Raw genomic sequence first — 12,150 nt, 5'->3', positions numbered from 1 at the left:
ATCGTCATTACCGCCGCCACCGCCACAACCCACTAATATTGTTGAAATGAGTACGAATAGGCATAACTTTTTCATATAAAAACCTTTTTAAAAATGTGGGAAAATGTCATGTAAATAGATATATTTGAAAGATAATCAGCAAATAAATGTTAATAAATCAATTTTAAGTGACTGATTTAATTTGGTTATCGTTTTTAAGTTGGCTGTATTTTATTATTATCTATTGTCATGATATATAAACAAGCATTTATATAACCCATAACGAAATATTATGTTTTACATTTCTAATTATTCTTGATAAGAAAATTAATTAGTGGTTTTTTAAATGAGGTCGTGAAAATATTTAATAAGCTTAAAAAAACAAAGGTTATTGGTGATGTTTTTTTACCAAGTATATTTTTACAGAAGTATTAAATAATAAAGACGTTTTCTTATGGTGGAGAGTATATACATAAATAGCCGGTATTACGCCGGCTTTTAAATGTATTGTTCTCTATTGGTCATATCTGGAGAGTTTGGTTACTAGAAATATGCAACCTCTATTCGCTGGAGATTCCGCTGAGTCTACCAGAATGAGTTATGTATACAGTAAACGACACATCGAGACTAGTAGTGATAAGTGGTGCGTAGCTATTACTACCAGTCCAAATGCTATATCCAATAAGCTCGACTAGCTGTGACTCTATCACCGAGATGAGAGTCACACGTTTAGCTAGATCAGAAAATACGTTTTAGAACGGGGGTCTTGCAGATAAGATAGCCAATAGCAAAAGAACCGATCACAGAGGGGATAGCAATGACCACAAAGTTGATTAAGGGTGTTTGGGTCATAAAAGACTGATAAAAGTCTGCGGTAAACCGCATTGGGATATTCTGCACCACATAGGCAGCAAAAGCGATACGGGTCAACATAGAGCTCCATCGTCCCTTGGTATTGAATAGCATTTTGAAGTTATAGAGTAGAAACATCGACATCCCTATCACAGTGAATCCACGTATTGCCACATAAACCATATTAAGCATCTCACTATTCAGACCATAGCTAGAAGCTATCGTATAGATGAATAATCCCGCTACCCACATTAGAATACCTAAAAAAGCGTGTTTACGTTCTAACTTATCGAGCCACTGATACCTATAAGCTAAGATACCAAAGTAAAACATGCTGATATACATCGGGAAATATTTAAGAAGGTGAAAGCCTAAGAAATTGCTACCTAGTGTTTCCATCAGATATAAGCCAACGAAATTGACCGGAATTATCATAATGGCAAACAGCAAGATCTTCCAAAGCGCCGGAAAAGGTTTATCAGTGTCAACCTTCTGATTCCCAGTACTGACAACTTGGAACAATGCAAATACCGCGCTAAATACAATCAAGGTCCAACAGAACCAGGTGACGCCTAATCCAATATTTCCGGTAAGGAAAAAGCCTTTAATGCTTGATACAGCAGACTCAATCGATCCACGTGTTTCGATCAAAAATAAGGTGATTAGTGTAGGGATCCCGAGGCGTTTTAGTTTATCCAACATAAACTTTCCAGCCCCTTTACGTTCAAAAGAAGGGATCACGAAGTAGGCTGATATAAAGAAAAACAGTGACATAAAAAATGACTGGTTGATGCCCTGGAATGTGCCTAAAATCTCATATTGATATTGCATTGATTCTTTGACATGGGGCAAATTGTAACCAATAGGATCCAGACCTGCCGTGGATGCACAATGGTGCAAAATCACTAATATCGTCAAAACCCACTTGATATTATCCAGATAGTCGTAGCGTTTCATTAGTGTTGAATTATTCATTGAGTATCCTGTTTCTATATGCATTTTTAATAAAGATATAAAAAGAGTGAGCCACTTAAATTAATGATAGAAAAATTTGATAATCTAAAATTATTATCAGTAATTAAATATAAAATTTGATAAGAAACTGACTATTTTAAAGTATCTTTCTTTAAGTTGTGCGTACATTATTGATCTTTATTGTAATGATATATAAACACAACTTTAGGTAATCCATAACCAAAAATTATGCTTTATATTTTTGTCTGTTTCATTAATAAGAAACGCATTTTCTGGAATTTATTTTCTTATTAATCGACTTTTATAGCATTTATCATTATTCATAATTGGATGATAAGGTGGATTGCTAAAAAGTAGAAATTCGTTTTAAGATGAGGTTGCTAAGGGTTTTTAATAAACTTGAAAAAACAAGGTTATTAGTAATGATATTTTTCAACCATATATAATTAGCCGACACTACGCCGGCTTTTAAATGCATTATTCAAAAAATGCTGGGTGATAGCTTACTTCACCTGTCGGAATTGAATCTTTAACAGGCAGGGCTAAGAAGTATTCAGCTGGCACACCTGTTAGGGTTAATTCTGGTTGGGCTTTAAAACCAAATCGACCATAATATTCAGGCTCACCTAATAGTACGAATCCCTCTGCACCATGTTCTTTTAACTGGGCTAATCCTTCGTTAATTAACGCTTTACCAATCCCTTTTCCTTGTTGTTCTGGCAATACTGATACAGGTGCTAAACCGTACCAGTTTGTAGCTTCACCATTGATCAGTACTGGGGAGAAAGCGATATGACCAATAACTTGATTGTTTACTTCTGCGACTAACGATAGTGTTAAGGCGTTAGAATCTCGTAGGCGGTTAACGATTAAGTGCTCGGTTGGTTCTGAGCCCGGTTCATGATGAGGATGATCTTTAAATGCACTGTAAGTTAGCGTTTCAATCACAGTAATGTCTGAATCTTTTTCTACTCGAATGATCATGTTTAACCTTTTTTCTTTAATACAAATAATTGATAGCTGTATTGACCTAAATAGTGCTCATGAATATGGATTTCGTTCTTAATATCTTTAATGGCATTGGACGTGAAATGTTGATTATCCAATTGAGCGATCTTGTTTTGTAATGGTGCTAGGTAGTTTGTCCATGACTGATCACTTTGGGTAAAGTGGCTGATCACTTCAAAACCTGCTTGCTGCATCTGTTTGACTCGTTGTTCGCTGGTGGTCATATCTGGATAGTTTTGCTGCCAGAAATCGACTGCTTCTTGGCTTGGATTATCGGCTAACCAAACCAAGTCACTGATAACCAAATAGCCATGAGCCTTAATAAATGGTTTCCATTGTTTAAGTGCTTGCTCAACCCCCATGATGTAAGCACTGCCTTCAGCCCACAGCACATCAAAACGTTGTTCTTCAAAAGGCATTGTGGTCATACTGGCGCAAACAGAAGTGATGCGATGTTTAAGCCCGTTTTCAATAGCTGCTTCGTTTAAACAACTTAAGTTATATTCATCGTTGTCTAATGCCGTGATATGAAAATCGCCATGTTTAGCTAATAAGGTAGTAACAACACCTTTACCACAGCCGATATCTAACACTTCACCAGATTTAATGGGCAATGTTTCAAGTGCTTTTAGAGAGTCTTCATCACAACTAGGGCCAAGTCGTTCTAAATCATCAAAGATCGCTTCAAAGTCTGCCATGTATTGCTCATGTTCGTTCATATCTTTTGATAGCCATTTTAATCGTAAGGCTTGTTTTTCACTGAAACCTTGCTTCATTAGCCACTCTAAGTGAGCCGAGGGTGCTGCTGATTCCATTGATTGATGCCATTCTTTCATCGAATTTATACCCAGCATGGCAGAAAGCAAATCACGGGCTTTCTGTTTTTGGGCGATTTCTTCATCAAGAATATTTAGCCGTTGAAGTAGCAGATCTCGATCTATTTGGGCATCTAAACAGGATTGGCACTCTTTCAATGAAAGCCCGCCTGCTTGCAGTTGCTGTAACAGTTTTACCCGTTGCACATCTTTGTCGGTATAGCCACGATAACCATTGCTTAAGCGTGTGCCAGTGATCAGTTTAAGCTTTTCGTAATAAAGTAATGTGGAACGACTTAATCCCACCTTTTGCGCTAACTCAGAAATACGGTACATGGCAGCTTTCCCCTTTATTGATAGGCGAACTATAAACTATGAAGCTTTAGACAGGTCAAGGGTTTTGAGATACAAAAAAGCCGACATTACGTCGGCTTTTTTCGCTTTGTTCTTTGTTACCCAATCCTATTAATCATCAGCAATTTCATGGGTCCAGAATAAAATGCCTGTTGCAATTAAGCTTAAGATGATCGGGAGAAGTAATGCATATTTGAAGGAGTAATCCATCACTTGTGTTCCTGCAATTGCGCCAAGAAAGATGGATAACCATAAGCTGAAATGGCGAAAAAACGTGCTACGATCGCCTTCACCCATTAATAGCATGGCAATAGAACGTCCAGTATTAACCAAAAAACCTGTTACGTAAGTGAGTGCGGTTGATTTTTCAATGGTTAATCGCAGTGCGATATTTTGAATACCCATAGCAAAGCTTAAGAAGAAATTGGTCACAATTGGTTTAGCGATAGGCTCAACAAACAATGTTGCTGATAGCACTAATGTGACTAGCGCCATGATCATACTGCGATAAAAAGGTTTGTTAGCTATCGCGATAGCTTCACCGACGGCAGCACCTAAAACAAATAATACAATAACCCCAATGTAGTGCCACGCTTGTGGTGTATTGCCTGAGGTTAACAGTATGCCCACATGGGTTGTGTTACCACTCATAAAAGAGATAAACAGGCCATTTTTCAGATGGATAAAGCCAATAGCATCAACAATACCTGCAATAAAAAGCAGATAGAAGGGCATGGTTGAATGAAGGTGTTTTTTCTTAATCATTAGTCATATTCATAAAGTTAGGTGGTAAATGTCCATCGCATGAAGCTCAATTATAAAACAGTTTTTTCTTGTTTGTGGTTTTGTGTCGACACTACTGTCGAAATAAGGTGTCGACAGCAGTGTCGATAGGCGAACATCCTATGTTTATTTCCTTTTAGTAGTAATAAAAAGTGAAGAGTAGGAGAGCGCGCTAGGTATAAGTGAATGATCTTTAGCTAATAAAACACAAAAATACCTTATTGGTATGATTATTGCTTTTTGTGATGCTTTTTGCAATTAACTGGAAAGATCATGAAAAGCTTTGTTGTTGCAGATCCCGACAAATGTATCGGTTGTGGCACTTGCATGGCAGCGTGCTCCGAAGAACATAAAAAAGTCGGACTGCAAAGCCATCCTCGTCTTACCGTGGTTAAACATGACAATGCTACGGCACCTGTTATGTGTCGTCACTGTGAAGACGCGCCTTGTGCGGCTGTATGTCCGGTACAAGCTATTTCTAAACAAGCAGATCGTGTTGTTCTTAACGAGTCGCTTTGTGTTGGTTGTACATTATGTGCAGTCGCGTGTCCGTTTGGTGCTATCGCTTTTGATGGTAGTCGACCAATTGCGATGGCAAACAGTTACGATACCTATATCCCTTCTACTCCTCGTTCTAGTAACCCATCAACGTCAATTCCTAGCACTTTTGGTCAAGATATTTTGGCATGGGAACCGGGCGTGAAAAGTATCGCAGTGAAATGTGATTTATGTGGTTTTCGTGAACAAGGGCCTGCCTGTGCACAAGTCTGTCCTACTCAAGCAATTGTGTTGATTGATGAGAGTAAAGTGATGAAAGCACGCCACAGTAAACGTGAAAGCGCGGCTGACAGTGCCGTTTCTGTGAAATCAGGAGCTATGAACAAATGAATCCGTTAGTTTTAGTTTTATTTGCTGTGATCAGCTACGGTGTAGCAGCCCTTATTTCTTGGCTTGGTCGTAAGGATGAACGTGATAGTTTACGTTTGGCGGGTGTGATTAGTGCATTTGGTGGCGTGTTTGGTGTTTTAGCGGGTGTGTCTACCATTGTGGGTCATTATGACTCAGCCGATTTTGCACTGGCGACGCGCTGTATGGTGAATATGGATATGCTTTCAGCCTTAATGGTGGTGGTAATATCCATAGTGACCATGGCGGCGTCTATTTATTCGATTAATTATTTAAAAGAATATCTGGGTAAATCGGGTTGGAAAATCAATATCCTATTTAACATCTTTGCTGCGGCAATGACGGTATTAGTGATTTCAGCCAATGTGATCACTTTTATGGTGTTTATGGAAGTGGTCTCAATCGCATCATGGTTGATTGTGATCAGCGATGGTAGTTTGGCAAGTCGTAAGGCTGGTTTGAATTACTTTATTGTCGATCATATTGCTAGCTTTTTGATCATGGCTGCATTTTTGATCCTATCGATAAATGCCCATAGCTATGACTTTAGTGCGTTCACTACTACACCAATAAGTGCTGGCTTTGCATCATTAACCTTCCTATTAGCGTTAGTTGGTTTCGGTATTAAATCAGCGGGTGTTGGTTTACACGGTTGGTTAATTAAAGCCTATCCTATTTCGCCTTCGTACTGCTCTACCTTGATCTCATGTGTGATGGTGAAGATTGGTATCTATGGCATCTTAAAATTCAGTATTATTTTCCTTGGCGCAACCCAGTTATGGTGGGGTTTCCTTGTTCTGATCTTCGGTGCGGTATCGTCTGTTTTAGGAGTAATGTATGCGTTAGCAGAACATGATATTAAGCGTCTATTGGCTTACCACACGATTGAAAATATTGGCATCATCTTAATTGGTGTCGGTGTCAGTATGATTGGTATCGCAAGCCATCATCCAGTGCTTGCGCTATTGGGCTTACTGGGTGGTTTATACCACTTATTAAACCATGCGATCTTCAAAGGCTTATTGTGTTTAGGCTCAGGCTCTATTGTGTATCGTATGCATACCAAAGACATGGATAAGATGGGCGGCTTGGGTAAGACCATGCCAAAAACAGCCATTGCGTTCTTAATTGGTACCTTAGCGATTTGTGCGTTGCCACCGTTTAACGGTTTTGTGTCTGAGTGGTTTATTTATCAATCACTATTTAGCATGGGTAAAGTAGGAACCGCAGCAAATATGTTGTTTGGCCCGTTCGGTATGGTAATGCTGGCACTAACAGGTGCATTAGCTTGTATGTGTTTTGTGAAGGTTTACGGTATCTGCTTTACTGGTGCACCGAAAACAGGACAAGCGGCGAATACTCGTGAAGTGGGCGCTGGCATGACAACAGCAACAACGATGTTAGCGATATTATGTATTGTATTAGGTGTGGGCTCGCCTTGGATTGCACCTTATTTTTCTGATATTGCATCTTCAATTCTTCATCTTGGCCCTGTTTCTGTTGCAACAGGCAGTGCGGTTTATCCAGCAGTGGCTGATCAAGCGATTCTCTCTACCCCTGTAATTGCGATTATGCTAGCGCTGTTAGCACTGGTTCCAGCGATATTGCTTTATGTGTTCCGTCAACGTCGTTTGGTACGTCGTCAACAAGGTGATCCTTGGGCGTGTGGTTACCAATATGAGCAGCGTATGACAGTTTCTGCCGAAGGTATTACGCGTCCAATGCGTCATATGTTTAGCCTTATTTATGACAACCGTCCAAAGCAATCTTTGATTGATCGTCATGTCTTACCACATTTATTTGCGGTAGCTGACGGTAGTCAACTTGATGGTCGAAAAGTCTGCATTATGTGCTGCGCGGCTGCGCTATTTGTGGTGTTGTTCTTTCCTTTCATTTCAGGAGTGAGTTGCTAATGTCCCCACTTGAAATGCCTTCTGCTAGTTGGATCACGCTAGCTGTTGTTCAGGCTTTATTGATGCTACTGCTTGCCCCTTTAGCCACCGGATTTTCCCGTGTTATTCGCGCTAAAATTCATTCTCGTAAAGGGCCGGGAGTACTCCAAGACTACCGCGATATTTATAAGTTATTGCAGCGCCAGTCGGTATCACCGTCAAATGCAGGCTTTATTTTCTGGATCACGCCTTGGGTAATGGTGATCACTATGATGTTGATCGGTATGGCATTGCCAACCGTGACGCAAGTGTCACCTTTCCCTATTTCGGGCGATATTATTACCGATATTTACTTATTGGCTATTTTCCGTTTCTTCTTTGCGTTATCAGGTATTGATTCAAACAGTATGTTTGGTGGCTTAGGTAGTAGCCGAGAATTGACTCTTGGTATCTTGGTTGAGCCAATGCTGATCCTGTCGATTGTAGTTGTTGCATTAGCAATGGGTACAACCGATCTTGGTTATATTAGCCATGCGATGGCAAATGACAGCTGGCATTCGCCATTAGCGATTATCTTGGCAGGTCTTGTGTGTGCATTTGCACTGTTTATTGAGATGGGTAAATTACCGTTCGATAGTGCAGAAGCAGAGCAAGAGCTACAAGAAGGCCCTGTGACTGAATACTCAGGTGCTGGTTTAGCGATGGTGAAATTAGGCCTAGGTCTAAAACAGCTCGTTGTCGCTCAGTTCTTCCTTGCGATTTTCATTCCTTGGGGTAAAGCCCAATCATTAGGTTTCGGCAGTTTATTTTCAGCAACCGTGATCTTATTCATCAAGCTTTTTGTGGTTTTCTTCATTGCAGGTATTGCGGAAAACACCATGGCGCGTTTCCGTTTTATGAAAATCCACCGCGCTATTTTCCCTGTATTTTTAGTGGCCGTGTTGGCACTTATCTTTTTAATTTTTGGTTGGTAAGAAACAATAATGACAAACAATACATTTGAACAATATGCCACTAAACCGCAATCAAATCGGATTGGCAAACAGTATGTCGATGGTGTGAATCATTTCTTTCCATCAGCCATTATTGATGAAGAGTGGCAAACGGATAATCAAGTGACCATCACGGTAAAAATGACCTCTTTGGTCGAAGTGATGAAATGGCTTTATTACGATCAAGGCGGTTGGCTGACCGTTACATTCGGTAATGACGAGCGTACTTTAAATGGTCACTTTGCGGTTTATCATGCGCTTTCTATGGAAGGGGAAGTCAAAAGTTGGGTAACGGTAAAAGTACTGGTTGATGCCAATAGCCAAGAGTTTATTTCTATTACGCCAACTATTCCTGCTGCTGTGTGGGGCGAGCGTGAAGTGCGTGATATGTACGGCTTACGTCCAGTAGGTTTACCTGATGAACGTCGTTTAGTCCTTCCTGATGATTGGCCTGAAGATCTACACCCACTACGTAAAGATGCGATGGACTACCGTCAGCGTCCACAGCCAACAACCGAAACAGAAACCTATAACTTTGATAACCAGTTAGGTGATGACAGCAACCGTATTGTACCTGTTGGTCCATTACACATTACTTCTGATGAACCGGGTCACTTCCGTTTATTCGTTGATGGTGAAGACATTGTTGATGCGGATTACCGTATGTTCTACGTTCACCGAGGCATGGAAAAACTGGCAGAAACACGTATGGGTTACCACGAGGTAGCGCAGTTAACTGACCGTGTTTGTGGTATTTGTGGCTTTACTCATAGTGTGGGTTACAGCAACACGATTGAAAATGCATTATCGGTTGATGTGCCATTCCGCGCCAAGATGATCCGCACTGTTTTACTTGAAGTTGAACGTCTACACAGCCACTTACTAAACATTGGTTTATCTAGCCACTTTGTTGGTTTTGACTCAGGTTTCATGCAGTTCTTCCGTGTCCGTGAAAAGACTATGGAGCTTGCTGAGCTACTAACAGGTGCCCGTAAAACTTACGGTATGAACTTGATTGGTGGTGTACGTCGAGATTTTCTTAAAGATCAACGCTTAAAAGGTATTGCGATGGTCAAAGAAGTACGCAAAACCTTTTCTGAGTTGGTGGAAGTGCTTCTAGCAACACCTAATATCGAAAGCCGTATTGCAGGTGTTGGTATTTTATCAAAAGACATTGCTCGTGATTACAGCCCTGTTGGTCCACTTATTCGTGCTAGCGGCTTTAAGCGTGATGTACGTATTATTCATGGACAATCTTTAGAGTCTTACGGTGATGTTCCAATGGAATTACAAACCATGGACGGCGGTGATGTGCAATCACGTGTGATGGTTCGTATCCGTGAAGTATTTGATTCACTAAATATTGTTGAATACGGCCTTGATCACCTACCACCGGGTGCAATTCTCACTGAAGGTTTTAACTACGTACCGAATAAGTTTGCGTTGGGCTTTACTGAAGCGCCACGTGGTGAAAACGTGCACTGGAGCATGACAGGGGATAACCAAAAACTATTCCGCTGGCGTTGTCGTGCAGCAACGTATGCGAACTGGCCTACGTTACGCTATATGTTACGAGGTAACACCGTTGCTGATGCGCCGTTAATTATCGGTAGTTTGGATCCATGTTACTCATGTACTGACCGTGTCACCATTGTTGATACCAAGAAGAAGCGTAGCAAAACTATTCCTTATAAAGCGATTGAGCAGTACAGCATCGACCGTAAAAATTCACCGTTTAAGCTGTAGGAGGCGTTGTGTTTAAGTTATTAAAGACCGTCTTAAAAACCGGTGAAGTCACAACCAAATACCCATTCGCACCATTGGAAGTGAATGAAGACTTCCGTGGTAAGCCAGAGCTAGATGCGGATCAGTGTCTGTCTTGTGCTGCCTGTATGCGTGCTTGTCCTGCCAATGCGTTAGTGATGGAAACTGACGAAAAAGCCGGTACACGCCGTTGGGAATTGTCGATGGCGCGATGCATTTACTGTGGTCGCTGTGAAGAAGTCTGCCCAATGAAAGCCATTAAGCTGTCGCAGAACTTTGAGTTAGCGGTAACCCGCAAAGAAGATCTGTATGAACATGCGGTGTTCCAACTGGCGAATTGTCGCCAATGTGAGCGTCCGTTTGTAGCGAAAAAGCTATTGGACTATGTGCTAGATACCTTGGCACAAACGGGTGTTTCAGCGGATCAATTAGAGTTACGTCGCCAACAATTAGAAACCTGTCCTGAATGTCGTCGCAGTAACAATATGCTAGATAGCGAAAACGTTAGCCACCTACGTTACCTTGAGGAGGAAATGTGAAAGGTATTAAACAGCTAAATGGTACAGCTCATACCCAAACTGTTCCTGTTCCATTACCGCCTAATAGCCAGAAATTAAAAGACGCGCTTATTAAGCAGATTCGTCGCTCGGCGTATGTTTACCGTGTTGACTGTGGTGGTTGTAACGCCTGTGAAATCGAAATTTTCGCAGCCACAACCCCTGTATTTGATACTGAGCGTTTTGGTATTAAGGTTGTTGCATCGCCTCGCCATGCCGATATTCTTCTCTTTACGGGGGCTGTGACTCGCGCAATGCGTGCACCCGCGCTTCGTGCTTATGAAGCAGCACCTGATCCTAAGATTGTGATTTCTTACGGCGCGTGTGGTTGTGATGGCGGTATTTTCCACGACTTATATTGTGTCTGGGGCGGTACTGACAAGATTGTACCTGTTGATGTCTACATTCCGGGCTGTCCTCCAACACCTGCGGCAACGATTTATGGTTTTGCGGTAGCTTTAGGTTTACTTGATCAGAAACTGAAAGCGAAAACGCACAATCCTGATGAGCAAAAAGCGAGCCTTAAACATACTGAAATTCCACTGGATATTAAGGTGATGATTGAGCGTCAAGCCCGCTTACTTGCCGGTTATGTTCAAGGCCAACGTATTGCAGATGAAGTGATGGATGTATTGGCAACCTGTAGTGCGGATAACGTTGATAGCAAGATTGCTGCTTACTTAGCGGAAAAAGACGATCCACGTTTAACCGAAATCGTGAATATTCTGCTGAGCAAAACCATGGCTGCATTAACGGGACAACCTGCGTGCGGGGCAGAGCAAAAAGCGTGCTGTGGAGGCGAAAATGCCTAATAGCAAGATTGCCGATTTACCTGAAGAGTTAACGCAATCTCGTCACCTTGAGCAGAATGTGTATTTCTACAGCTTGGGTCGCAAGTTTGTTGATGAAAGCTACGATGTACCAGAAGAAGCCAAGCAAATTATGTACTACAGCTTGGCAATTGGTCACCATCTTGGTGTGGTCGATTGCTTAGATGCGGTATTGAAATGCTCAGGCCATGAGTACCTTGAATGGATCAGTGGATTAGACCAAAGCGGTGAAGCATTTCGTAAAATGAAAGGCTTTCTGGTGTTTGGTGAAATCACGATTTATCCCGAGCATTTAAACATGTTGGCACTGGCGTTTGATGGTATTGATAGTGCGACTCAAAGCGAGAAGTCAAAGCTGTTAACCGATGGATTTATTGAAGCCTTAGGGGATATTCATCGCGAACCAACCATGTACATGATGATCCGAGGAGGACAGTAATTGT

At 41.3% G+C, this 12,150-nt stretch carries 11 protein-coding genes; 7 read left to right on the top strand and 4 right to left on the bottom strand.

The window, feature by feature from the left end; translation table 11 throughout:
* Nucleotides 1-717: 717 nt before the first annotated feature.
* The 4 genes from C9J45_RS18865 to C9J45_RS18850 form a co-directional block, all read right to left on the bottom strand.
* Nucleotides 718-1,806 carry an acyltransferase gene (locus C9J45_RS18865; RefSeq protein ID WP_107206735.1) on the bottom strand — a complete coding sequence of 363 codons (1,089 nt, stop codon included), beginning with the start codon at nucleotides 1,804-1,806 and terminating at the stop codon, nucleotides 718-720.
* Nucleotides 1,807-2,283: 477 nt separating this feature from the next.
* Nucleotides 2,284-2,790, bottom strand: a complete 507-nt coding sequence (locus C9J45_RS18860; RefSeq protein WP_107287518.1) for a GNAT family N-acetyltransferase — start codon at nucleotides 2,788-2,790, stop codon at nucleotides 2,284-2,286.
* Between the two features lie 2 nt (nucleotides 2,791-2,792).
* Nucleotides 2,793-3,965, bottom strand: coding sequence for a MerR family transcriptional regulator (locus C9J45_RS18855; protein WP_107287519.1), 1,173 nt, complete (start codon nucleotides 3,963-3,965; stop codon nucleotides 2,793-2,795).
* Between the two features lie 129 nt (nucleotides 3,966-4,094).
* On the bottom strand, nucleotides 4,095-4,748 hold the full coding sequence (locus C9J45_RS18850; RefSeq protein ID WP_107206732.1) for a YoaK family protein: 654 nt from the start codon (nucleotides 4,746-4,748) through the stop codon (nucleotides 4,095-4,097).
* Nucleotides 4,749-5,039: 291 nt separating this feature from the next.
* On the opposite strand from C9J45_RS18850, the gene C9J45_RS18845 reads away from it, so the two are divergent.
* The 7 genes from C9J45_RS18845 to C9J45_RS18815 are packed head-to-tail and all read left to right on the top strand — an operon-like array spanning nucleotide 5,040 to nucleotide 12,146.
* A complete protein-coding gene (locus tag C9J45_RS18845) occupies nucleotides 5,040-5,654 on the top strand; it encodes a 4Fe-4S dicluster domain-containing protein (protein ID WP_045083233.1) in 615 nt (204 codons plus the stop codon).
* Nucleotides 5,651-7,585 carry a proton-conducting transporter membrane subunit gene (locus C9J45_RS18840; protein ID WP_107206731.1) on the top strand — a complete coding sequence of 645 codons (1,935 nt, stop codon included), beginning with the start codon at nucleotides 5,651-5,653 and terminating at the stop codon, nucleotides 7,583-7,585. Before C9J45_RS18845 ends, C9J45_RS18840 begins: the two co-directional genes overlap by 4 nt.
* Nucleotides 7,585-8,538, top strand: a complete 954-nt coding sequence (locus C9J45_RS18835; RefSeq protein ID WP_107206730.1) for a respiratory chain complex I subunit 1 family protein — start codon at nucleotides 7,585-7,587, stop codon at nucleotides 8,536-8,538. The genes C9J45_RS18840 and C9J45_RS18835 overlap by 1 nt, the downstream gene beginning before the upstream one ends.
* Before the next feature lie 9 nt (nucleotides 8,539-8,547).
* Nucleotides 8,548-10,302: an NADH-quinone oxidoreductase subunit C gene (locus tag C9J45_RS18830; protein ID WP_107292869.1), complete on the top strand. Its 1,755-nt coding sequence runs from the start codon at nucleotides 8,548-8,550 to the stop codon at nucleotides 10,300-10,302.
* A gap of 8 nt (nucleotides 10,303-10,310) precedes the next feature.
* Nucleotides 10,311-10,859 (top strand): formate hydrogenlyase complex iron-sulfur subunit, encoded by a 549-nt coding sequence (locus tag C9J45_RS18825; RefSeq protein WP_107292868.1) that lies wholly within the window; start codon nucleotides 10,311-10,313, stop codon nucleotides 10,857-10,859.
* Nucleotides 10,856-11,689 (top strand): NADH-quinone oxidoreductase subunit B family protein, encoded by an 834-nt coding sequence (locus C9J45_RS18820; protein WP_107206728.1) that lies wholly within the window; start codon nucleotides 10,856-10,858, stop codon nucleotides 11,687-11,689. Before C9J45_RS18825 ends, C9J45_RS18820 begins: the two co-directional genes overlap by 4 nt.
* A complete protein-coding gene (locus tag C9J45_RS18815) occupies nucleotides 11,682-12,146 on the top strand; it encodes a formate hydrogenlyase maturation HycH family protein (protein ID WP_107246242.1) in 465 nt (154 codons plus the stop codon). The genes C9J45_RS18820 and C9J45_RS18815 overlap by 8 nt, the downstream gene beginning before the upstream one ends.
* The last annotated feature ends 4 nt before the right edge of the window (nucleotides 12,147-12,150 follow it).

This window comes from Photobacterium sp. GB-1, assembly GCF_003026165.1.
Taxonomy (GTDB): domain Bacteria; phylum Pseudomonadota; class Gammaproteobacteria; order Enterobacterales; family Vibrionaceae; genus Photobacterium.
The sequence above is the reverse complement of the archived record's forward strand: the minus strand, read 5'-3'. Positions and strand labels throughout refer to the sequence as shown.